Here is a 20,900-nt window from a genome sequence, read left to right as displayed (position 1 = left end):
GCTGTCCGAGGTTCGGCGGGGATCAGGGTTCCCGGCCGCCGCATGAAGGAAAGCCCGTCCGCCCGGCCGTAACAGCGCGGCCCCGGGACGGCACCACAGGACGCGTGAAGCGAAGATAAAGGAAGAGACCCATGTTCGCGGTAGTGAAGACGGGCGGCAAGCAATACCGTGTCGCCAAAGACGATGTGATCCGTGTCGAGAAGCTCGACGCCGAAGCCGGTGAGACGGTGATCCTGGACGAAGTCCTGATGGTCTCCGACGAGAACGGCGCGAAGACCGGCACCCCGCTGCTGGAAGGCGCGGCTGTCGAAGCTGAAGTGGTCGAGCAGACCCGCAACAAGAAGATCATCATCTACAAGAAGAAGCGGCGCCAGAATTACCGCCGCAAGAAGGGCCACCGTCAGCAGGTGACCGTTCTGAAGGTGGTGGACATCTCGCTGGACGGCTCGAAGAAGAAAGCCAAGGCCCCGGCCAAGGCGAAGACCGAAGCCGCCCCGGCCGCCGCAGAGGCAAAGGAAGCCAAGAAGGCCGCGCCGAAGAAGGCCGCTGCCAAGAAAACCGCGAAGAAGACCGCCGCCAAGAAGGCCGCGGCCAAGAAATCCGACGCCGAGTAAGGCGCGGGCTAGCCAGAAGGAGCTTGAACCATGGCTCATAAGAAAGCAGGCGGTAGTTCCCGGAACGGCCGCGATACCATCGGCAAACGCCTCGGTGTCAAAAAGTTCGGCGGCGAAAACGTCCTGGCCGGCAACATTCTGGTCCGTCAGCGCGGCACCAAATGGCATGCCGGGGACAATGTCGGCGTCGGTCGTGACTACACGCTGTTCGCGCTGGTGAACGGTAACGTCGAGTTCAAGAAGACGCGCGAACGCACCTACGTTTCGGTGCGACCGCTGCCGGAGGCCGCCGAGTAAGGCCGGTCCCGGACCCGACAGCGCGTCGATCGGGTGATGAGAAGGGGAACGGCCGGGCCGTTCCCCTTTTCGTATTTTCTGCATGGTATCGCGGCGCCAGCCCTCTCCCCCACCCGGCCACCCAACGGCAGCTTACAATGTGGGTGGCCGGGTGGGGGAGAGGGCCGGTGCCGTAGCAAGAATGGATTAAAGCCATGAAGTTCCTGGATGAAGCCAAGGTCTATGTCCGCTCCGGCGACGGCGGCGGGGGATGCGTATCCTTCCGGCGCGAGAAATATGTCGAATTCGGCGGGCCGGATGGCGGCGATGGCGGACGGGGCGGCGATGTCGTGGCCGAGGCCGTGGACGGGCTGAACACGCTGATCGACTATCGCTATCAGCAGCACTTCAAGGCCAAGACCGGAACCCATGGCATGGGGGCGAACCGGACCGGCAAGAGCGCGCCGCCGATCACCCTGAAACTGCCGGTCGGGACCCAAATCCTGGCCGAGGACAAGGAAACGGTTCTGGCCGACCTGACCGAAGTCGGGCAGACGGCGATCCTGGCGCGTGGCGGCATGGGGGGACGCGGCAATGCCACGTTCAAATCCTCCACCAATCAGGCGCCGCGCCGTGCCGATCCGGGGGAACCGGGTGAGGATCGCTGGGTCTGGCTGCGCCTCAAACTGATCGCCGATGCCGGACTGGTGGGCCTGCCCAATGCCGGCAAGTCGACCTTTCTGAACGCGGTCAGCCGCGCCCGACCCAAGATCGGCGACTATCCCTTCACGACCCTGCATCCGCAACTGGGTGTGGTCGGCGTGGATTCGTATGAATTCGTCATGGCGGACATTCCCGGATTGATCGAAGGCGCGCATGAAGGCTCCGGCCTCGGCGATCGCTTCCTGGGACATATCGAGCGCTGTCGGGTGCTGCTGCATCTCATCGATGGGGTCGAGGACAATGTCGTCGAATCCTATCGTACGATCCGCCATGAACTGTCGGCCTATGGCAACGGGCTGGATGAGAAGCCGGAGATCGTGGCGATCAACAAGTCCGATGCGTCGATCCCGGAACTGCTGACCGAACAGATCGCCGCCCTGCGCCAGGAAACCGATGCCCCGATCCTCGGCATTTCCGGCGCGGCGGGTACCGGTGTCGTGGATGCCTTGCGCGCCCTGTGGCGGGTGATCGAACCGTTCCGGAAGGCCGAGGCGGAGCGCCGCGCGGCGGAGGCCGAGAAGAAGGAGCCCCCGGTCGACGAGGAACCCAAGCCCTGGTCGCCGCTGTAAGGGAAGGGACAGCGTCCATGCGCCTGACCGACGCCAACCGCATTGTTGTGAAGATCGGTTCCGCCCTTCTGGTCAATCCGGACGGGACGATCCGCCAGGCCTGGCTGGATGCCCTGGCGGAGGACATCGCGGCCTTCCGGGCTGCGGGGCAGGAAGTGTTGATCGTCTCCTCCGGTTCGATTGCGGTCGGACGCCGCATTCTGGGGCTGGGCGACGGCACGTTGAAACTTGAGGAAAAGCAGGCTTCCGCCGCGACCGGACAGATTCGGCTGGCCCATGCCTATCAGACGGCCTTGGCGCAGCACGATATCACCGTCGCGCAGATCCTGCTGACCCCGTCGGATACCGAGGAACGTCGCCGCCACCTGAACGCCCGCGCGACCGTTCTGCAGCTCCTCAAGCTCGGCGCCGTGCCCGTCATCAATGAGAACGATACGGTTGCCACCAGCGAAATCCGCTATGGCGACAATGACCGGCTGGCGGCCCGGGTGGCGACGATGGCAAGCGCGGATTTGCTGGTTCTGCTGTCGGATATCGACGGCGTCTATACCGCCGACCCGCGCAAGAATCCCGATGCCCGCCACATCCCGGAGATTCGCGCGGTAACGCCGGAAATCGAAGCCATGGCGGGCGACGCGGTGCCGGGCGTATCCACCGGCGGGATGATCACCAAGCTGGATGCCGCGAAGATTGCGCTGGCCGGTGGCTGCCGCATGGCGATTGCGCTGGGACGGGAGCCGCATGCGCTGAGCATGCTGGCACAGGGGGCGAAGGCAAGCTGGTTCGTGCCGTCCGACCAGCCGGTGACCGCCCGCAAGCGCTGGATATCCGGCACCCTTAAACCCGTGGGAGAAGTCACCGTGGACGCCGGCGCCCTGGCGGCGCTGGGGCGGGGCAAGAGTCTGCTGCCAGCCGGGGTCCGGTCGGTGTCGGGCGCGTTCGAGCGAGGCGACGCGCTGCAGATCAAGGGGCCGGACGGACGGATCGTCGGCAAGGGTCTCAGCGCCTATTCCTCCGAGGACGCAATCCGGATTATCGGCAAGCGATCCGCAGAGATCGGCGAGATTTTGGGCTATGACGGGCGATCGGAGTTGATTCATCGGGACGACATGTCGATCGATCCCGCCGAGTTTGCGGTTGCAGAGAAATGAGGCACGGGCCTAGGCTGGGCGCCGATTTGCCGAGGGAGTTGAGATCATGGACGGTGTGACGGCGGCAGCGGAAGACGCGAAGGCGGATCTGGAGGCCATGGCGGGAAGGGCGCGGAATGCGTGCCGGTCGCTTGGGCTTGCCACGCCGGACCAGCGGGCCGAGGGGCTGCGCCGGGCCGCGGCGGCCGTTCGGGCGCGGGCGTCCGAGATCGAGGCGGCAAACACCAGGGATATGGCATTCGGCCGCGACAAGGGGCTGAGCACCGCCATGCTGGACCGGCTGTTGCTGACCCCCGACAGGATCGAGGCGATGGCGTCGGGGCTGGATGCCGTCGCGGATCTCCCGGACCCGGTCGGCAAGGTGATCGATGCCTGGGACCGCCCGAACGGGCTGAAGATCGAACGGGTCCGCACGCCGCTGGGTGTGATCGGAGTGATCTATGAAAGCCGCCCGAATGTAACCGCCGACGCCGGTGCCCTCTGCGTCAAGGCGGGGAATGCGGCGATCCTGCGGGGTGGCTCCGAGAGTCTTCATTCATCGGGTCTGATTGCCGACTGCCTGCGGCAGGGGCTGGCGGAGGCGGGGCTGCCCGAGGATTCGGTGCAGATTGCCCGGACGCGCGACCGTAGCTTTGTCGGTGCCATGCTGGGGGCCGCGGGACTGATCGACGTGATCGTACCGCGCGGCGGTCGCAACCTGATTGAACGCGTGCTGAGCGATGCGCGCGTTCCGGTCTTCGCCCATCTGGAAGGGCTTGTTCATCTCTATCTTCATGCGAAGGCCGACCCGGAAAAGGCGGTTGCCATTGCGGTCAACGGCAAGATGCGCCGGACGGGCATCTGCGGCGCCACCGAAACCCTCCTGGTGGATCGCGCCATTGCGGCGGACCTGTTGCCCAGGGTCGCGGCCGCCCTTGTCGATGCAGGCTGCGCGCTTCGTGGTGACGAGGAGGCGGCCGCCCTCGTGGAGGGGATGGCACCCGCCGGCGAGGAAGACTGGTCGACGGAATATCTGGATGCCATCCTGTCGGTCCGGATCGTGGACGGTCTCGATGAGGCGATGGCCCATATCGGACGTTACGGGTCGGATCATACGGACTGTATCGTGACCGAGGATGCCGCTGCCGCGGAGCGTTTCCTGAACGAGGTGGATTCGGCGATCGTGATGCACAATGCCTCAACCCAGTTTGCGGATGGCGGTGAATTCGGCATGGGGGCGGAGATCGGTATTTCCACCGGCCGCATGCATGCCCGCGGCCCGGTTGGGGCGGAGCAGCTGACCAGTTTCAAATACCGCGTTCGCGGCACCGGGCAGATCAGAGGCTGACCCGTCGGCGATGCGCAAGATTCCGCCCCGGATACCTGTTCATCGCCGGAAACAGATGACCGTCGGTCTGCTGGGCGGATCGTTCAATCCGGCCCATGAGGGGCACCTGCACATATCGCGCGAGGCGCTGAAGCGGCTCAGGCTCGATCAGGTCTGGTGGATGGTCTCGCCGCAGAACCCGCTGAAGTCGACATCCGGCATGGCGTCGTTTGAGCAGCGGCTGGGCTCCGCCCGGGCTGTCGCCCGCGACCCCCGCATCCGGGTCACCGATCTGGAGCGCCGCCTGGGGACGGCACAGACGGCGCTGACGCTGGAACGACTGCAACGCGCGGTGCCCGGGGTGCGGTTCGTCTGGCTGATGGGGGCGGACAATCTGTTGCAAATTCACCGCTGGTATCGCTGGCACAAAATCTTCATGACCGTTCCCCTTGCCGTTTTTGCAAGACCTACGTATGATTCCAAAGCGTTGGCCGGGTTGGCGGCAACCCGGTTTGCCAGATCGCAGCTGCCGGAAAGGTTCGCCTCGACCCTGGCATACAGAGCGCCGCCGGCCTGGGTGTTTTTGGCGATACGCCGACATGCGGCGTCGGCCACCGCGATCAGGGCTTCCGGCGGGTTTCCCTCAACAGAACCCGAATCGGATCAGTCATGAGACCCGGAAACCGGCCGCAGGCGCGTCGGCGGTTTGAGAAGGAGAGACCGAAGATCGCTACCAACCTTGCGCAGCAACCGGATCCCGACGCCTTGTTGGGATTGATCGAAACCTCTCTTGATGACGACAAGGCCCAGGCCGTGACCGTCATCGAACTGCGCGGCAAGACGACAATCGCGGATCACATGGTGATCGCGTCCGGCACTTCCAGCCGGCAAGTCGTTTCCATGGCCGACCATCTTCTGGAAAAGCTGAAAGCCGAGGGCGTCCAGGGGGCGACCGTTGAAGGTTTGAGTCAGGGCGACTGGGTCCTGATCGATGCCGGCGACGTGGTCGTACACCTGTTCCGTCCGGAGGTCCGAAGCTTCTACAATCTGGAGAAGATGTGGGGCGTGGCAATGCCGGAACCGATGGGCCTGCACGCCTGACGGATGAGGGCGGCCCGCTTCGGACCGCCGGAACGGAGAGGGGTCGATGCGGATACGCATCATCGCGGTGGGGCGCGCCAAGCGCGGGCCCGAACAAAGTCTTTATGATGTCTATCGCAAGCGCATCGCCTGGCCCCTCGACCTGATCGAAGTGGAGGAGAAGCGACCGCTTCCCACCGACCAGCGCATCGCCCGGGAGGACGAACTGATCCGCGCGAAGATTCCCGACGGCGCGGTGATCGTGGCGATGGATGAAACCGGGGATGATCTCACCAGCCGAAAACTCGCGGCGCGATTTCGGGAATGGCAGGACGGCGGTGTCGGCGACCTGGTCTTCCTGATTGGCGGTGCCGATGGTCTGTCGGAAGGCTTGAAGCAATCGGCCAGTCTGAAGATCCGTTTCGGGAGGGTCACCTGGCCGCATATGCTGGTTCGGCCGATGCTGGCAGAGCAGATCTATCGGTGCCGCCAGATACTGGATGGGCACCCGTATCACCGGGATTAGGGGCGTTAGGAATTAGGGCCGTGGTGGCGAAGGCTAGAAGAAGCCGCGGGCCTGACGCGGTGACCCCGCCGTGTCGTTCAGTGCGAGGGACTGGCTGAAGGCCTGACCGGCTTGAAGGCTGCGGGATGCAAGGTCGGTCGATACGATGGCAGCGGGCTGTTGTCCGTTCTCGATCGAGGGCTGGGACGTGCCCGCGGCCTGTCGAACGGCATCGGCGCGCTGTGTCGCCTCGCCCAGGGCGGATGCGTTCCCACCTTCGGAATCACCTCGGGTTGCCTCCACGGATTCCGAACTCTCCCGACGGCTTTCCGCCTCTTCGGCGCGGGCCTCGGCTTGCTCGGTTCTCAGGTCCGCCCGGGCCTGGGCAATCTGCTGCTGTGCCTCCGTGGCGACGCGCCGGTCCTGCGGCGAAGGCTGGGTAGGCGCCAATGCCGCGCGACGCACCTGTTGTGCCTTGGCGATGGTGGCCTGCGGGTCACCCGGGATCGGGCTGGTGTCGATGCTGACTTCGCCGCCTATGGCGTAAAGCCGTCCATCCGGCCCCCGCTCATATTCGTAGCTTGGTGCCCCGGCGAAGCGGCCGCCGGCGGCGGCGTGGGCCTGTTCATGCCGCCGAACTTCCGCGTCCCGACGTTGCAGTTCCCGGACAACGGCCTCTTCTTCGGTCGTCAGCCCGTCCGAACCATCTTCCCCGACCTGGGGTTGCGGTTGCCGTGATGACGCGTCGGAGGCGTCCTCTGCTCCGGCTCCGCCACGGGTGTCATCACCCGCTCGGCCCCCGACAATCTGTCGGGTCAGCCCGGAACCATCGCTTTGCTGCAGGGTCGTGACCGCCTGGGCACTAAGGTGAGATCCTGACAGCCCCACAATCGGCGCGCCCGAATGCTGCAGTGATTGAGACTGTTGGGTGGCAGTCGATTGGATCGGCGTGGACGGTACAGGGGCAGCAGAAGGCGGTTCGCGAAGCGATCCGATCTGTTGAACTGCTGCCAGTGCGGCCGATCCGGCCCCGTCGATCTGCATTGCTCGTCTTCTGACGGCACACCCGTGCGCATCGCAATTCGATGCCGTTCGGTGCCCGATCCTGCTGATCGTCTGCGTGTCGACTGGACGTCGGATCATTGCTGACGGTCGGGTTGAAAGGCAATTCTGCCCCTGATCAGACGTCAGATTAGCGGAAATGCGGGGAAATGGCGACTCTGAAACGAGTCTTCCAAAAATAGATCGTTTGAAAGTGTGGAAATCATTGAATCACACAAACACAGTGTATAGATTATGAAAATACAGTTTGGAGAGATGAGATGAGCCACGACGCCCACAGTCCCCATCGTCTGGAAACCGCCCTGCAGGCGCTGAGCGGCCTTTCAGACACGCCGTTGCTCAGTAAGGCCCTGGAGGAGATTTTTCCGGGTCGGGCCTGCGTGGTTTCCGCCTTCGGCGCGGAATCGGCGGTCGTGCTGGATCTTGTCGCCCGGATCGATCGGCGGACGCCGGTCCTGTTCATCGACACCGGAAAGCATTTCCAGGAAACGCTGGATTACCGGGACATGCTGATCGACCGGCTTCGGCTTGAGGATGTGCGCAGTATCGGTCCCGCCCGTGACGCAACTCCGGGCGATCCTGACGGGCTGCTGCACAAGACGGACACGGACGCGTGCTGCGATCTGCGAAAGGTTCAACCGCTGGACAAGGCGCTGGCGCAGTTCGATGTCTGGGTCACGGGACGCAAGCGCTTCCAGGGCGGCGCCCGCGCGGTTCTGCCGACAGCGGAAACGGACGGGCCGAACCGGCTGAAGCTCAATCCCCTGGCGGATTGGACGCCGGATCGTATCGATGCCTATTTCGAAAACTTCGCGCTGCCGCGCCATCCGTTGTGGCACCGCGGATATCGCTCGATCGGATGCGGCCCCTGCACCGGAAAGCCGGTTGCGGCCGGCGATGACCGGTCCGGGCGCTGGGTCGGTCAGGAAAAGACCGAATGCGGCATCCACCGCTACGGCGAGCGCGCGGCATAACCGACCGCGCCGTGCCGGCCCGGCGAGAGCGGAATTAAGCCAATACTACAGTGGGGCTCTCGCATCGGCGGGAGCCCCCGGCGATTCAGGGCCGGATTATCCGGAAGCCTGGCGACCGAATTCCGAGAACTCGCGGATCACGCGTTCATAGATCGGCCGCTTGAACGGCACGATCAGGTCGGGAAGCTTGTCGAGCGAGACCCATCGCCATTCGCTGAATTCCGGCTTGTGGTGGGTCAGGTCGATGTCATCGTCCTGACCCAGAAAGCGGAATGCGAACCAGCGTTGTGTCTGGCCGCGATACTTTCCCTTCCATATCCGTCGTGACAGGCCGACAGGCAGATCGTAGGGGTACCAGGTCTTGCTTTCAGCCAGGATTTCCGCCTGATCGGTGCCGACTTCTTCGCGCAGTTCGCGCCAGGCGGCCTGATCGGGAGATTCGCCCGGATCGATCCCGCCCTGTGGCATCTGCCAATGGTCGCCCGGGACATCGATACGATTGCCGACAAAGACGGCACCGGTCCGGTTGAACAGCATCAACCCGACACAGGGGCGATAGGGGCGGGGATCGTCCCGATAGGGATCGACGGAATCGGTGATTGCGACCGGACCCGTACGTGTTGGTACATCCGATTGTTCCCGTCCCGACATCCCTGCTCCAAACACTGTTCGACCGGTTCACCGGCCTGATTATTGAACAACGCCGTTCTGTGACGAACGATCAGCTTCCGCGATTGCGGGCCGTTATTATGCCGGATAACGGCGACAGGACCATCGATTTTCCGGCGAGGTCCCGGGTCCAGGATCCAACACGTTCCATCAACATCGGAAAGGCCTGAACGGCGACGATGGCCGTCTTCTGGTTCTTTGCGACCAGTTCCAGCTGGCTCAATCGCGACGTCACCATAGGCCGCGAAAGGCTCTGGTCCAATACCAGATCGGCCGTTGCAAAGGGGGTGCTCAGAATCTCGGCCAGTTCCGGCGCGACACTGGTCGCGTTCTCCAAGGTATCGAGATAGACCAGCCCGCGGTTGGTCAGGGCCTCCAGAACGGGCTGCATCGCGGCGCGACTGGCCGTGAAGCCGGATCCCTGAAAATTGACCACGCCGATATAGCCGGACCCGACACTGAGGACCCGCTGGAGGTTGAGCAGGTTCTGCTCCTCATCGACTGAGGTCATGAGTGAGAGAAGACCGGCGTCGCTGCGCGGAAAGTCTCGCGGCTCCATCGGCAGTCCCAGCAGAACCTCGTGTCCCGCTTCCCGCGCCCTTGCGATCCATTCCTCGATCCGCGGCGCGTAAGGCGAGAAGGCGAGGGTGACCGCGCCGGGCAGGGCGATCGCTGCCTCCGTGCTGCGCTCCGACAGGCCCAGATTGGTGACCACCACCGCAATGCGGGGTCGGTTTTCCAGACTGCTGGATGGCCGGGCATAGACCTTCCACGGCAGCCGACCGTCCTCCCCGATTTTCGGCAGGCTTCCGATGGTTGCGATCTGCTCCACAAGTCCGGGATCGGGATGCGGCGCAAGATTGCCGGCGTAGGGGTCCGGCTCATCGACCGACCGGACGGGCGCCTGCTCGGTTTCGGTCGTCGATGCCTCCTGCGTCTCCGTCGCCTGGGAGGTCGGAGTGTTGTCCGATTGGGCCTCCGACGCTGCGCCGGGAACCGCAGCCTCACCAGCACCTGAATCCTCTGATGACTGACCGCGTTTGTCGACGAGATCGAATTCGGTCATCTCGACCCGCGGAATCTTGGCTTCCAGTTCTGCTTCGATGGATTCGGACTTCAGCAACAGGTAGGTGCCGATGCCCACCACTGCGAGGAAGAGTGCCGCATAGGCCGCCACGACCGGCAGGATATGAGCGTTGCGCTCGAAGAAGGTCGGCTTCAGATGGTCGGGAACGTCCGCGTAGGGATCGGGTTCCACTTCCTTGTCACGGCCGCCGCCCAGCTTTCCGGGCAATCGGGCACGCAGGGCGGGTCCGATCCCTTTCAACTTCTCGATAATGGCGGCCATGTTCGGCTTCTGCACAACAAACCCTCATCGCGCGGTCAGGCGACCGAACCGCGCGATGAGGATGCGAGTCCGCGTCAATGCCCGCCGCGACTTAGTTGGACGACTGAGTCCGATACAAGCTGATTCCGCGCACAAGGTCGAGTGCGCGTGCAAGCTGGTAGTCGTCGATCGTCGTATCGGTCGCCGCCCGGTCGTCATTCTCGACGTCGCCGTTCTCGTTTTCCAGAGAGCCGTCCAGATCGCGCTCGAAACGCCGCTGACCGCCGTCGATCACCTCTACCCGGGCGCGTTCGACGGTGATGTCCGGCTTGATGCCCAACTGCTGGATCGACGTGCCGCTGGGGGTGTAGAAGCGCTGGGTGGTCAGCTTGATGGCGGCGTTGTTGCGGCTTAGCGGGGTGATCGTCTGAACGGACCCTTTGCCGAAGGTCGGTGTGCCGAGAAGGATGGCCCGCTGCTGATCCTGAAGGGCGCCGGCAACGATTTCCGATGCACTGGCGGAGCCGCCATTGATCAGCACCACGATCGGCAGGCCGTCGGTAAGATCGCCCGGCGTCGCCTGGAAGCGCTGGATTTCCTCCGGGTCGCGACCGCGGGTGGAGACGATTTCGCCGCGCTCCAGGAAGGTGTCGGAAACGGACACGCCCTGGTTCAGCAGGCCACCCGGATTGTTTCGCAGGTCCAGGACGTAGCCCAAGAGGCCGTCGCCGGCTTCCTGCTTGATCTCATCGATTGCGCGTTCCAGGCCGCTTTGCGTCTGACCGGAGAAGCTGGTGATGCGGATATATCCGACATCCCCTTCCAGACGGCTGCGCACCGACTGAATCTGGATTTTGTCGCGGGTAATGGTGATATCGAAGGGCTCCGCGACGCCTTCCCGCAGGATGGTCAGCACGATTTCGGCACCGACCGGGCCGCGCATCTTCTCGACGGCCTCGTTCAGTGTCAGGCCCTTCACCGCATCACCGTCGAGATGGGAAATCAGGTCCCCGGCCTCGATACCGGCCCGGTCCGCCGGCGTGTCGTCAATCGGCGAGACGACCCGGACAAATCCACTTTCATCCATGCTGACCTCGATCCCAAGCCCGCCGAACTCGCCGCGGGTATGGGTTTGCATGGCCTGGAAGGTTTCCTCGTCCATATAGGCCGAATGCGGATCCAGACTGTTCAGCATGCCTTTGATCGCGGCCTCGATCAGATCCTTGTCGCTGATCTCCTCGACGTAATCCTCGCGCACCCGGTTGAAGACCTCACCGAACAGATCGAGCATTTCGAAAGTGTCGGGCTGGTCCTTGTCGGTATCCTGCGCGAAGGCGTCCGGTGCCGGCGCTGCCATAAAGGCGATGCCCAGGGCCGCAGCCGCCAGGAAGGATCGAACGGCGGGCAAGCCGGCGCGGTTCGAAATGGCACATACGTCATTCTGAGAAATCATCCGTTCACCCTAATGCTGCCAGCCGTGATCCATCGAAGCGGATTGACGGGATGCCCCTCGCGCCTCAGTTCCATATAGAGCCGCGGACGCGTTCCGCTACCCAAACTCTTTCCGCCCGTAAATTCGGAGACGACGGTATTCGCGTGCGGCATGATGCCGATCGGCTCCCCGGCCAGTACCCAATGTCCGCCGGCGACGTCGATGCGCGCAAACCCCGCCAGAACCGTATGATATCCACCGTCATGCTCTATGATCAAGATCGGGCCAAGGTCGCGGAACGGTCCCGCGAAGACCACCTTTCCATCGAAAGGTGACAAAACTGCGGCATCGGGGCGGGTCTCTATGACGATGCCCTTTGCGGTCTGGCCGTAGCCGGTATCCTGTCCATATCGCTGGATCAGATCTCCGACTGAAGGCGGTGTGATGACTCCCTCGGCGGGAAAGGCCCGGATTCCGTCGGGTCGCCGCGTCGGCGCGATGGCAAGTGCGGCGAGCTGTGCGGCATCCGTGCCGTCTGCCTGCGGCGGCGCGGCCTGTTCCGAGGCTCGGTTTGCGGCTGCTTCCGCTGCGGCGAGAGCCTCCTGCTGCGCACGGAACCGTTCGGCCTCTTCGACCTCACGGGAAATGCGTTCGGCTTCCAGGGCGGCCATCAATTCTTTGAGATCGGCTGACTTCTCGGTCAACTCGCGCAGTCTTTCGTTGGCGGCCCGGGATTGCTGCGCGGTCTGCTCATAGAGGGCGCGCTTCTTGACCATGAGGGATTCCAGTCGGGCGCGATCCTGCGTCAAGGCAGCGTCCTGCTGGCTCAGCCGGTCCAGCTTGTCGTTGAGATCCGCGCGAACCGCTTCAAGCGCCGCTAGGTCGTCGCGCAGGACGCCGGCCCGGCGCCCCAGAACCGGGGCCGCCGATTGCAGCAGGATCGAACCGCGCACCGCATCCATCGGTTCGCCGGGATACAGGAAGAAGGCGCGCGGCGCGTCGGCGGACAGACCTGTCAGGGCGCTCAGGGTACCGGTCAACTGGCTGTGACGCTCCGTCAGAACCTGACGGCGTCGCTCGGTTTCGGCCCTCAGGTCGGCGATCTGCACTTCCAGATTGCTGACCAGATTCTCGCGCTCCTGCGTGTCGCGGGCGACGCTGACCAGTTGCATGCGCAACTCTTCCAGCTCCCGGGCCAGGGATTGCGCCTGCTTCTCCAATTCGCGGCTGCGCGCACGTTCGCTTTCCAGTTCGGCTTCGATCCGCTCCGCTTCGGCCTCGGGATTGGTCTGCGCTGCAGCAGGGTGAGGCAGCCATACCAGGCTTGCCGTCAGCCACAGGACGGCCGGAAGGAAAATGTCTGTACGCCTATTCCGCGGCATGGCGGGCGGAGCGCCGGATGAGGCTCCGTCCTGACATGGCGGCCGGTTGTGCCAAGCCCATCAGGTCCAGCAGGGTCGGCGCAACATCGGCCAGGCGCCCGTCGCCCAGTCCATCGATCGCGTCGTCCTGTGCCCCGACAAGCAGCAGGGGAACCTTGCTGAGCGTATGCGCCGTGTGCGTGCCGCCCGTTTCCGGATCGACCATCATGTCGGCATTGCCGTGATCGGCTGTCACCAGCATACGGCCGCCGGCTGCCAGGACCGCGGCTTCCAGCCGTCCAAGGCAGGTATCCACCGCCTCGACCGCGGCGACGGCGGCTTCAAACACCCCGCTGTGCCCGACCATGTCCGTATTGGCGTAATTCACGACGATCAGGTCGTAGGTCCCGGATTCGATGGCGGCGACCAGTTTGTCCGTGACTTCAGGCGCTGACATTTCAGGCTTCAGGTCATAGGTCGCGACATCCGGCGACTGCACGAGAATCCGGTCCTCGCCTTCGAAAACCGCTTCGCGCCCGCCATTCAGGAAGAAGGTGACATGCGCGTATTTCTCGGTTTCTGCAATGCGCAGCTGCTTTCCACCGGCATCGGCGACAACCGCCCCCAGCACATCGTCCAGGGTTTCGGGCGGGAAGAGGGTCTTCAGGAAGGCATTATGCGCCTCCGAGTATTCGATCATGCCCAGGCTGGCGGCAAACGTGACGCGGCGTCCGCGCTGAAACCCGTCGAAAGCCGGGTCGAGCAGAGCGGACAGAATTTCACGGGCCCGGTCGGCACGGAAATTTGCCATCAGAATGCCGTCTCCGTCGCGCATGCCGTCATAGCCGCCGAGGGCGACCGGCTCGACGAATTCATCGCCGATATCGGCGGCATAGGAAGCCGCAATCGCCGTTTCGGAGTCTTTCGCTTCCGCGCCGACACCGTCTACCAGCAGATCATAGGCCTTGCGGACCCGGTCCCAGCGCTTGTCACGGTCCAGGGCCCAGTAGCGCCCGCACAGGGTGCCGATCCGGATACCCGGTGTCGCGGCTTCGAATTCGGCGACCAGGGTGGCGGCGCTGCGTGGCGGGGTATCGCGGCCGTCCAGGAAACCATGAACGATCACGGGAATGCCCAGACCGGTCAGTTCCTTGGCGAGGGCGGCAATATGGTTCTGGTGGCTGTGCACGCCGCCATCCGAGAGCAGCCCAAGAAGATGTGCCGTGCCGCCGGACTGACGGAGCCTGTCCGCGAAATCCTTCAGTTCCGGATTGGCAGCCAGTTCGCCCGCCTCGATAGCGGCGTCGATGCGCGGCAGGTCCTGCATGACCACACGCCCGGCACCCAGGTTCATATGCCCTACTTCGGAATTGCCCATTTGTCCGCTGGGCAGGCCGACAAAGGTCTCTGATGCCTCGAGCGTGGCAAAAGGCAAGGACCCTTTCAGCCGGTCGAAAACGGGTGTCTTCGCGGCGGCGATCGCGTTGTCCTTTGTCTCGGCCCTCTCGCCCCATCCGTCGAGGATGCAAAGGACAACGGGGCGAGGTTTCGAAGCGTTTGTCGTCATGGCTTCAGCGCTATTTTCTGATCCTGGTAATGCAATTTCGGCGTCCCCATACTATAATGAGTGCCGGAGGGGAGGTTGTACCGCAGACGCGGGGGTGTTGAAAGTCTGCGGCCTATTCGTTGCTGAAAAAGGATCGGGACATGGCGAAGACCAAGGAAGCGACCCCCATCGACGCGAACCTACGAGCCCCTGCCCTCGCACTGCGTGCGTTCGAGCGGGAGATCGAAAAATTGCTGGAAGGATCGGGGACACCGCTGGCGCGTCAGGATGCTGTCCAGCTGTCGAGTATCCACAGTTACACCATCCTGCTGTTTCTGGCGGATTTCTCTTCGTCGGATCTGACCGAGAAGCAGTTTGCGTCACTCCTTGCACGGCATGAAGTCGACACGCCGGGCAACCTCAAGATCTATCCGAATCTCAGCCAGTCGGCGCTGTTCGAGATCTTCGGCAATATCGGCGTGTCGCGCGAAACCATTCGCCGGTTGCTGATCCTGCTGTCGCAGCATGGGCTGGTAGACCGGGTCAGCAAGGGGCCGCCCTTCCCGGATCAACTCGGCATTTCCAAGGCGGGAACCAAGCTGATTAATCGGGTCGGCAAGAAGCTTGGCAAGGAACTGGGTAAGGAAAAGGCGTTCGCCTACCTGTAATTCCGGGCTAAAGCTTCAGCTTCATGAACGGGCCGACATGCCGGAAGCCCTGGCGTTCATAGAACGACTGGGTCCGCGCCCACTTTTCACCGTTCGGTGTATTGACTTCCAAAATTGTCCAGCCGCGGGACAGGCCGATAGTCCGTGCCTCCTGGATCAGGCGGTCGCCGATCCCTGCCGATCGCGCATCGGGCACGACGTAGAGCTCCATGATGATGCCCAGGCGACCCTGGGCATAGATCGCGACGGCTTCCGTGATCGTCATGACGCCGACCGGACGGCGCTCCGCGTCAAAAGCCAGCAGCGCGATGAAGCGGGAATCCCCTTCCATCAGTTCGCGGCAGACTTCATGAATCCGTTCGTCGTCGGGCGCGCCGTGCCAGGCCCCGACCTCATGCAGCAGTCGGTGGACCATGATGGCCACCAGATCTGCGTCATTCTCGCCGGCGCGGACGATTTCCAGCGGGCCGGTATCCAGGTTCGTTTCTAGCGCCATTTCGCCGCTGCCTCCTCGTCTCCGTCGCGGGCTTCCACCCATCTTGTATCGCCGTCGGCCAGTTCCTCGGCCTTCCAGAACGGCGCCTTTGTCTTCAGCCAGTCGATCAGGAAATGACAGGCTTCGAATGCGGCCAGCCGGTGCGGACTGGCGGTTGCCACCAGAACGATGCGATCGCCCGGCTCCAGCCGTCCATAACGGTGGATGATGCGGCTGGCTTCCAGCGGCCAGCGTCGATGGGCCTCCGCCTCGATTTCCTCAAGCATCCGCTCGGTCATGCCGGGGTAATGTTCCAGGGTCATCGCCCCGACCCCTGCGTCGTCATTCATATCCCGGACAAGCCCGACGAAGCTGCAGACGCCGCCGATGGACACATTGCCGTCTGTCATCGCGGACAGCTCCGCCCCGACATCGAAATCCCCGGCCTGAACGGTGATGCTCATCGATCAGCCACCGGTCACGGGCGGGAAGAAGGCGACCTCGTCATTGGCCGCGACTGGCGTGTCCCGTGACCCGAACGCCTGATTGACGGCGATCTTCACCGCATCGGCGTTCTGAAATGCCTGCTGGTAGCCAGGACCGCGGGTCTTCAACCATTCCATCAGTTCCCCGGCATTGGTGACGTCTTCCGGCAGGTCGAGGGTTTCCTCGCCGGTACCGATCCGCTGGCGCAGCCAGGCAAAATACAGAACTTTCATCGAAATACCTCCGCAAACGGCAGGAAATCCACCGCTGTACCCGGTTCCAGATGGGTGTCTTCCTCCGGAAGTTCCACAAATCCGTCCGCACCGACCATGGATGAAAGAACGCCAGCCCCACTGCGGCCGTGCTTCACCGCACGCGGCAGGGAAGTCGCCGCATCCCGACCGTCCAGTCTCGCGCGGACGAACTCGCGGCGTCCGGATTTCTTCTTATAGCTGAAATCGGCGACGACCCGAAATCTCGGCACGTCGGTTGATGTCGCACCCGCCAGCGTCAGCAGAACCGGCCGCGCCATGGCGATAAAGGTCGTCATCGCCGCGACGGGATTGCCGGGGAGTCCGATCAGAACCGTGTTTTCGCCGGTTTCGCCGCGAATCAGGCCCATTCCCACGGGGCGGCCCGGCTTGATGGCGACCCGCCAGAAATTCAGACTACCCAGGGCCTCGACAGCGGCGCGGACGTGATCTTCCTCGCCCATCGACATCCCGCCAGAGGTCAGGATGGCTGAATGGCGGCCGGCCGCATGCCGCAAGGTCTCGCGAATACGGGCCGGATCGTCGGGCAGGATACCCAGATCGTCGACCGTACAGCCGATGGCACGCAGCGCTGCGCCGATCGCATAGCGGTTCGCGTCGTAAAGCGCGCCGTTCGGCAGGGGGCTGCCTGGCTCCGTTACCTCATCCCCGGTGGAGAACAGCGCGACGGATAGCGGGCGCCGGACCGACATGTGCGTCAATCCGCAGGCGGCGGCCATGCCCAGCTCTGCCGGGCCCAGCCGTGTTCCCGTGGTCAGAACGGTTTCGCCGGAAGGGACATCGTCGCCGGCCAGCCGACGGTTTGCCCCCGGCTTAATACCCGGCTGCAGGGCAACCCGTGCCCCGTCGTCAGAGGCGCGGCAGTCTTCAAGCATCATCACGGTGTCGGGGCCGGCGCCGTCGGTACCGTCCGGCATGGGAGCACCGGTGAAGATCTGGACGGCTTCCCCCCGTTTCTGGGGGCGGCCCAGCGGGCGACCGGCCGCAACGCGTCCAACCACCGGCAGAACCGTCTCGGCATCCGGATTAAGGTCCGCGTGATACACGGCGAATCCGTCGACGGCGGAGTTTGCATAGGGCGGAATGGCGTGCGGTGCGGCAATATCGGTGGCCAGAATGCGGTGCAGCGCGTCGCGAATCGGAACGGATTCCACCCCGGCAACCGCGGTCAGGCCATCACGAATACGCGCCAGCGCTTCGGACGCCGTTATCAGCGGCCCGTCGAAGGCAAAACAGTCATCGGTCAGCTGCGCCATGCCTGATCCATTCCCAGTCGCGAGTTCGGCCTAGAGGTGCCGGCCGCGTTCCAGGATTTCCAGCGTGTATTCCCGGTAGGTCATGCCCAGTTCTTCCGCCCGTTTGCAGCGGCGGCGCACGACTTCCGGCGGGGGCGTTTTCCAAGCCTTAGCCTGCGCCTTGCGCCAGCAGACTGCCTTCCAGGTATAGCGGCTTTCCAGCGGCGGGCCGCCGTTATGGCCTATACCGGGGGGGACCAGTCTGGGGTCTATGCGTTTTCGATCGGACATGGTGGCACAGCATAACGGCAAGGACCCGATCCGTCACTTGCTTCGCATCTCCCAAACGCCATCCCAGTCTTCCGGTGGCGGTGCGTTGCGCAGGGCCTCCGCACGCTCCTTCTGGACCTGGCTCGGCGCGTCGTTCGGGACGATTTCAAGGCATTTGTCGAACAGACGGATCGCGCCGTCGAAATCCCGCTTTCGAAAGGCGGTCAGGCCCTGTGCATAGGTCTTCGCAAGCTGCTGGTCCACATCCGGTGCGGGCAGTCGGGCCATCGGCTGATAGGCGCGCACCGGCTCGCCACGCCCCTTGACGCGCAGAAAATCAATCTCGCGGAACAGCACGTTCTTGCAATCCGCCTGGGTTGCCTCATCCACCAGGATACGGACGCGATAGGCCTTGCAGGCGCCTTCCAGGCGGGCCGCCAGGTTCACCGTGTCGCCCATCACCGTGTAGTTCCGATGCTGATGCGATCCGACCGTACCGACCAGGGCCGGGCCACTGGCGATGCCGCTGTGGATGTCGATCGGATCGGCCTGAAGCTTCACGCCGATGATTTCGGGTACGGCCTTCCGGAATCCCTCCAGGCGATCCAACTGGTCCAGGGCCGCCGCGCAGGCCCATTCCGCCTGATGCAATGGATCGGTGAAGGGCGGTCCCCAATAGGCCATGATCGCATCGCCGATATACTTGTCGATCACGCCTTCCCGGCGCGTGATCGGGTCGGACATCTCGGTGAAGTATTCGTTCAGCAGGCGCACCAGAAGGTCCGGGGACAGTGCTTCCGACAGGCCGGTAAAGCCGCTCATATCGGTGAACAGCACTGTCATGTGCCGCCGGTCCCCGCCCGGCTTGGTCAGCGATGGATTGCCGATCAGCGAGTCGACGACACGGGCATCGACATATTTCCCGAAGGTCTCGGTTATGCGTTCCTTCGCCCGCAGTCCGGCGATCATTTCGTTGAAGCTGCGGGCCATGGTGGCGGTCTCGTCGCGGGTGTCGATTCGCAACTCCGTCTCCAGGTCGCCATCCTCCACCCGCTTCAGTCCCGATACCAGGGCCCGCATCGGGTTCACGATCCAGCGCGTTACGACGGCGGACAGGATCAGCCCCAACAGCGCGGCGAGCCCGGTCAATGTGAAGATCAGGCGATCCAGGATCTCGTCCAGTTCCACGACATGGTTCAGGGATGCCGTGACATGGTTCTGCATCTGGGCCCGCACCTTTTCGGCATGGGCGTAGATTTCCTGCTCGTCCTGAATCACCAGGTCGTTCAGCAGTTGGACGTCGGACAGGGCCCCGCTCAATTCCGCCTTCAGCAGGCGTTCCAGCTTCATGCGATAGTCGCGATATTCGGCATCGACCTGATGCAGCGCGGCTTCGACCTGGGCGGCGGCGACAGCGCTTTCCTTGGTCAGGGTATCCTGATCGATGTTTTCCAGAATCGCATAGGCTCTCTGGAATTCTTCGTCGGCGGTGGCGCCGATCCGTTGGATCTCGCGATGGATGTCGTCCGACATCGCCGTCCGGCGGCCTTCTTCCAGCGCATGGCGCAACCGCTCGATATGTACTTCGCCATCCAGCACACGGGCTTCGATCGAGGCGATCCGGTTGCTGAGGGGCAGAAATATCGCAGACTGGAGTTGCAGTTCCTCCCGGACCCGCTCGACCATGTAAAGGGACGCGGCGGAGACCGCGACCATCAGGATCACCAGACCCAGGGCAATCGAGTAGATCTTGCCGCCGATGGAAAAGGATTTCAGCATTCGGTTGCTCCATTTGGACGGCCGAATGCCGGCCGGGACGGATCAGACCTTAGCATACTCCGCGACAAAATCCGCAATGGCATCAATGTCATCGATGTTCAGCCGCGGGATGGTGAGGGAGGGAAGCTCCGACAGGTCCGTGGCGATTGCGATGACGTTGCGATCCTGCTGCGCCAGCATCGGCTTGCCGACGGAACTCCGAAACACTTCCAGCTTCGGATGGTCGCCGAATTTCCATCCCTCGACCAGGACCAGATCGACCGGTGCCAGCTTCTTCAGCAGGTCGTCGAGGCCGGGCTCGTCGGCGCCACGATGTTCATGCATCAGGACCCAGCGCTGGTCGGAGGATACCAGCACCTCGGACGCCCCTGCCTTGCGATGCTCGTAGGAATCCTTGCCGGGTGTGTCGACGTCGAACGCATGATGCGCATGCTTGACCGTGGAAACGCTCAGCCCGCGCGCGACAAGGGCCGGTATCAGCCGGGTTACCAGTGTTGTCTTGCCGGCGCCGCTGAAACCGGCGATGCCCAGAACCCGCATGGCCTATTCCGTCATATGTTTCAGGCCGGCGCGCAGATAGTCGAAACCGGTGACGACCGTCAGCAGGGCCGCGATCCAGATCAAAACGTCGCCGATCAGCACGGTCGGCAGAATGGCCGGACCGGCCTTCCCGACGATCAGGAAGCCAAGCGCCAGCATCTGGATTGTGGTCTTCCACTTGGCCAGGTTGGATACCGGCATGCCGACCCGCAGTTCGGCAAGGTATTCGCGCAGACCGGAAACAGTGATTTCGCGGATCAGGATGACGAGGCCGGGCAGAACCGCGAGCCCGCTCAAACCGCCGGACGCAACCAGCATCAGGATTACCGCGGCGATCAGGAGCTTGTCCGCGATCGGGTCCAGGAAGCGGCCCAGCTTCGACACCTGCCCGGTGGCGCGGGCGAGATATCCGTCGAAGAAATCGGTAATTCCGGCAACGGCAAACAGGCCGAAGGCCGTCCAGCGGGCCCAGTTCTCGTCGATATAGAACAGGCCGACGATCGGTGCGATCGCCACAATGCGCAGCAGCGTGAGGAAATTCGGCAGACTGAACAACATCGCGACCCGGCACCCCTCCGTC

Annotated in this window: 24 protein-coding genes; 10 read left to right on the top strand and 14 right to left on the bottom strand. The window is 63.6% G+C overall.

Going from position 1 to position 20,900, the window contains the following annotated elements; genetic code table 11:
• The first annotated feature begins 131 nt into the window (after positions 1-131).
• The 8 genes from rplU (at position 132) to R8L07_04035 (ending at position 6,245) form a co-directional block, all read left to right on the top strand.
• A complete protein-coding gene (gene rplU, locus R8L07_04070) occupies positions 132-614 on the top strand; it encodes a 50S ribosomal protein L21 (protein ID MDW3204698.1) in 483 nt (160 codons plus the stop codon).
• Positions 615-644: 30 nt separating this feature from the next.
• Positions 645-911, top strand: a complete 267-nt coding sequence (gene rpmA / locus R8L07_04065; GenBank protein MDW3204697.1) for a 50S ribosomal protein L27 — start codon at positions 645-647, stop codon at positions 909-911.
• A gap of 194 nt (positions 912-1,105) precedes the next feature.
• The gene (gene obgE, locus R8L07_04060) at positions 1,106-2,182 is read left to right on the top strand and encodes a GTPase ObgE (GenBank protein MDW3204696.1); all 1,077 of its coding nucleotides are present in this window, start codon (positions 1,106-1,108) and stop codon (positions 2,180-2,182) included.
• 17 nt (positions 2,183-2,199) lie between these two features.
• On the top strand, positions 2,200-3,333 hold the full coding sequence (proB, locus tag R8L07_04055) for a glutamate 5-kinase (GenBank protein MDW3204695.1): 1,134 nt from the start codon (positions 2,200-2,202) through the stop codon (positions 3,331-3,333).
• Between the two features lie 46 nt (positions 3,334-3,379).
• Positions 3,380-4,660 (top strand): glutamate-5-semialdehyde dehydrogenase, encoded by a 1,281-nt coding sequence (locus R8L07_04050; GenBank protein ID MDW3204694.1) that lies wholly within the window; start codon positions 3,380-3,382, stop codon positions 4,658-4,660.
• A 10-nt stretch (positions 4,661-4,670) separates the two neighbouring features.
• Positions 4,671-5,312, top strand: a complete 642-nt coding sequence (locus R8L07_04045) for a nicotinate-nucleotide adenylyltransferase (GenBank protein ID MDW3204693.1) — start codon at positions 4,671-4,673, stop codon at positions 5,310-5,312.
• Complete coding sequence (gene rsfS / locus R8L07_04040; GenBank protein MDW3204692.1) at positions 5,309-5,740, top strand: ribosome silencing factor; 432 nt, start codon at positions 5,309-5,311, stop codon at positions 5,738-5,740. Before R8L07_04045 ends, rsfS begins: the two co-directional genes overlap by 4 nt.
• Positions 5,741-5,786: 46 nt before the next feature.
• Positions 5,787-6,245 (top strand): 23S rRNA (pseudouridine(1915)-N(3))-methyltransferase RlmH, encoded by a 459-nt coding sequence (locus tag R8L07_04035; protein ID MDW3204691.1) that lies wholly within the window; start codon positions 5,787-5,789, stop codon positions 6,243-6,245.
• Between the two features lie 33 nt (positions 6,246-6,278).
• On the opposite strand, the gene R8L07_04030 is transcribed toward R8L07_04035, so the two are convergent.
• Positions 6,279-7,268 (bottom strand): putative metalloprotease CJM1_0395 family protein, encoded by a 990-nt coding sequence (locus R8L07_04030; protein MDW3204690.1) that lies wholly within the window; start codon positions 7,266-7,268, stop codon positions 6,279-6,281.
• A gap of 278 nt (positions 7,269-7,546) precedes the next feature.
• Here R8L07_04030 and R8L07_04025 point away from each other — a divergent pair, with 278 nt between their 5' ends.
• Positions 7,547-8,260, top strand: coding sequence for a phosphoadenylyl-sulfate reductase (locus R8L07_04025; GenBank protein MDW3204689.1), 714 nt, complete (start codon positions 7,547-7,549; stop codon positions 8,258-8,260).
• 96 nt (positions 8,261-8,356) lie between these two features.
• Here the strand turns inward: R8L07_04025 and R8L07_04020 are convergent, their stop codons facing one another.
• The 5 genes from R8L07_04020 to gpmI form a co-directional block, all read right to left on the bottom strand.
• The gene (locus R8L07_04020; protein ID MDW3204688.1) at positions 8,357-8,911 is read right to left on the bottom strand and encodes an RNA pyrophosphohydrolase; all 555 of its coding nucleotides are present in this window, start codon (positions 8,909-8,911) and stop codon (positions 8,357-8,359) included.
• A 70-nt stretch (positions 8,912-8,981) separates the two neighbouring features.
• A complete protein-coding gene (locus tag R8L07_04015; protein ID MDW3204687.1) occupies positions 8,982-10,292 on the bottom strand; it encodes a divergent polysaccharide deacetylase family protein in 1,311 nt (436 codons plus the stop codon).
• Positions 10,293-10,368: 76 nt separating this feature from the next.
• Complete coding sequence (locus R8L07_04010) at positions 10,369-11,613, bottom strand: S41 family peptidase (GenBank protein ID MDW3204686.1); 1,245 nt, start codon at positions 11,611-11,613, stop codon at positions 10,369-10,371.
• Between the two features lie 92 nt (positions 11,614-11,705).
• Positions 11,706-13,070 (bottom strand): peptidoglycan DD-metalloendopeptidase family protein, encoded by a 1,365-nt coding sequence (locus R8L07_04005; protein MDW3204685.1) that lies wholly within the window; start codon positions 13,068-13,070, stop codon positions 11,706-11,708.
• On the bottom strand, positions 13,057-14,616 hold the full coding sequence (gene gpmI / locus R8L07_04000) for a 2,3-bisphosphoglycerate-independent phosphoglycerate mutase (protein MDW3204684.1): 1,560 nt from the start codon (positions 14,614-14,616) through the stop codon (positions 13,057-13,059). Before gpmI ends, R8L07_04005 begins: the two co-directional genes overlap by 14 nt.
• A gap of 140 nt (positions 14,617-14,756) precedes the next feature.
• Here gpmI and R8L07_03995 point away from each other — a divergent pair, with 140 nt between their 5' ends.
• Positions 14,757-15,263, top strand: coding sequence for a hypothetical protein (locus R8L07_03995; GenBank protein ID MDW3204683.1), 507 nt, complete (start codon positions 14,757-14,759; stop codon positions 15,261-15,263).
• 7 nt (positions 15,264-15,270) lie between these two features.
• Here R8L07_03995 and R8L07_03990 read toward each other — a convergent pair whose 3' ends face one another.
• Genes R8L07_03990 through pgsA form a run of 8 tightly spaced genes read right to left on the bottom strand, consistent with a single transcriptional unit; the run spans position 15,271 to position 20,878 of the window.
• Positions 15,271-15,759, bottom strand: a complete 489-nt coding sequence (locus R8L07_03990) for a GNAT family N-acetyltransferase (GenBank protein ID MDW3204682.1) — start codon at positions 15,757-15,759, stop codon at positions 15,271-15,273.
• Complete coding sequence (locus R8L07_03985) at positions 15,750-16,202, bottom strand: molybdenum cofactor biosynthesis protein MoaE (GenBank protein ID MDW3204681.1); 453 nt, start codon at positions 16,200-16,202, stop codon at positions 15,750-15,752. Before R8L07_03985 ends, R8L07_03990 begins: the two co-directional genes overlap by 10 nt.
• A 3-nt stretch (positions 16,203-16,205) precedes the next feature.
• Complete coding sequence (gene moaD / locus R8L07_03980) at positions 16,206-16,457, bottom strand: molybdopterin converting factor subunit 1 (GenBank protein ID MDW3204680.1); 252 nt, start codon at positions 16,455-16,457, stop codon at positions 16,206-16,208.
• Positions 16,454-17,752 (bottom strand): molybdopterin molybdotransferase MoeA, encoded by a 1,299-nt coding sequence (locus R8L07_03975; GenBank protein MDW3204679.1) that lies wholly within the window; start codon positions 17,750-17,752, stop codon positions 16,454-16,456. Before R8L07_03975 ends, moaD begins: the two co-directional genes overlap by 4 nt.
• A gap of 30 nt (positions 17,753-17,782) precedes the next feature.
• Positions 17,783-18,022 carry a hypothetical protein gene (locus tag R8L07_03970; GenBank protein MDW3204678.1) on the bottom strand — a complete coding sequence of 80 codons (240 nt, stop codon included), beginning with the start codon at positions 18,020-18,022 and terminating at the stop codon, positions 17,783-17,785.
• A gap of 33 nt (positions 18,023-18,055) precedes the next feature.
• Positions 18,056-19,780, bottom strand: a complete 1,725-nt coding sequence (locus R8L07_03965) for an adenylate/guanylate cyclase domain-containing protein (protein MDW3204677.1) — start codon at positions 19,778-19,780, stop codon at positions 18,056-18,058.
• Between the two features lie 42 nt (positions 19,781-19,822).
• Positions 19,823-20,320 carry a molybdopterin-guanine dinucleotide biosynthesis protein B gene (gene mobB / locus R8L07_03960; GenBank protein ID MDW3204676.1) on the bottom strand — a complete coding sequence of 166 codons (498 nt, stop codon included), beginning with the start codon at positions 20,318-20,320 and terminating at the stop codon, positions 19,823-19,825.
• 3 nt (positions 20,321-20,323) lie between these two features.
• Positions 20,324-20,878, bottom strand: a complete 555-nt coding sequence (pgsA, locus tag R8L07_03955; GenBank protein ID MDW3204675.1) for a CDP-diacylglycerol--glycerol-3-phosphate 3-phosphatidyltransferase — start codon at positions 20,876-20,878, stop codon at positions 20,324-20,326.
• Positions 20,879-20,900: the final 22 nt, after the last annotated feature.

Source organism: Alphaproteobacteria bacterium, from assembly GCA_033344895.1.
Classification (GTDB): domain Bacteria; phylum Pseudomonadota; class Alphaproteobacteria; order UBA8366; family Aestuariispiraceae; genus Pacificispira.
The sequence above is the reverse complement of the archived record's forward strand: the minus strand, read 5'-3'. Positions and strand labels throughout refer to the sequence as shown.

Coding starts and splice junctions, on each gene's coding strand:
- obgE (MDW3204696.1), top strand. CDS start 1,106: ATGAAGTTCCTGGATGAAGCCAAGGTCTATGTCCGCTCCGGCGACGGC.
- proB (MDW3204695.1), top strand. CDS start 2,200: ATGCGCCTGACCGACGCCAACCGCATTGTTGTGAAGATCGGTTCCGCC.
- R8L07_03970 (MDW3204678.1), bottom strand. CDS start 18,022: ATGTCCGATCGAAAACGCATAGACCCCAGACTGGTCCCCCCCGGTATA.
- mobB (MDW3204676.1), bottom strand. CDS start 20,320: ATGCGGGTTCTGGGCATCGCCGGTTTCAGCGGCGCCGGCAAGACAACA.
- R8L07_03985 (MDW3204681.1), bottom strand. CDS start 16,202: ATGAGCATCACCGTTCAGGCCGGGGATTTCGATGTCGGGGCGGAGCTG.
- R8L07_03975 (MDW3204679.1), bottom strand. CDS start 17,752: ATGGCGCAGCTGACCGATGACTGTTTTGCCTTCGACGGGCCGCTGATA.
- R8L07_04020 (MDW3204688.1), bottom strand. CDS start 8,911: ATGTCGGGACGGGAACAATCGGATGTACCAACACGTACGGGTCCGGTC.
- R8L07_04030 (MDW3204690.1), bottom strand. CDS start 7,268: ATGCAGATCGACGGGGCCGGATCGGCCGCACTGGCAGCAGTTCAACAG.
- rpmA (MDW3204697.1), top strand. CDS start 645: ATGGCTCATAAGAAAGCAGGCGGTAGTTCCCGGAACGGCCGCGATACC.
- moaD (MDW3204680.1), bottom strand. CDS start 16,457: ATGAAAGTTCTGTATTTTGCCTGGCTGCGCCAGCGGATCGGTACCGGC.
- R8L07_04050 (MDW3204694.1), top strand. CDS start 3,380: ATGGACGGTGTGACGGCGGCAGCGGAAGACGCGAAGGCGGATCTGGAG.
- rplU (MDW3204698.1), top strand. CDS start 132: ATGTTCGCGGTAGTGAAGACGGGCGGCAAGCAATACCGTGTCGCCAAA.
- R8L07_04025 (MDW3204689.1), top strand. CDS start 7,547: ATGAGCCACGACGCCCACAGTCCCCATCGTCTGGAAACCGCCCTGCAG.
- rsfS (MDW3204692.1), top strand. CDS start 5,309: ATGAGACCCGGAAACCGGCCGCAGGCGCGTCGGCGGTTTGAGAAGGAG.
- R8L07_03995 (MDW3204683.1), top strand. CDS start 14,757: ATGGCGAAGACCAAGGAAGCGACCCCCATCGACGCGAACCTACGAGCC.
- R8L07_04045 (MDW3204693.1), top strand. CDS start 4,671: ATGCGCAAGATTCCGCCCCGGATACCTGTTCATCGCCGGAAACAGATG.
- R8L07_04010 (MDW3204686.1), bottom strand. CDS start 11,613: ATGGCAGCGCCGGCACCGGACGCCTTCGCGCAGGATACCGACAAGGAC.
- gpmI (MDW3204684.1), bottom strand. CDS start 14,616: ATGACGACAAACGCTTCGAAACCTCGCCCCGTTGTCCTTTGCATCCTC.
- R8L07_03965 (MDW3204677.1), bottom strand. CDS start 19,780: ATGCTGAAATCCTTTTCCATCGGCGGCAAGATCTACTCGATTGCCCTG.
- R8L07_03990 (MDW3204682.1), bottom strand. CDS start 15,759: ATGGCGCTAGAAACGAACCTGGATACCGGCCCGCTGGAAATCGTCCGC.
- R8L07_04005 (MDW3204685.1), bottom strand. CDS start 13,070: ATGCCGCGGAATAGGCGTACAGACATTTTCCTTCCGGCCGTCCTGTGG.
- R8L07_04035 (MDW3204691.1), top strand. CDS start 5,787: ATGCGGATACGCATCATCGCGGTGGGGCGCGCCAAGCGCGGGCCCGAA.
- pgsA (MDW3204675.1), bottom strand. CDS start 20,878: ATGTTGTTCAGTCTGCCGAATTTCCTCACGCTGCTGCGCATTGTGGCG.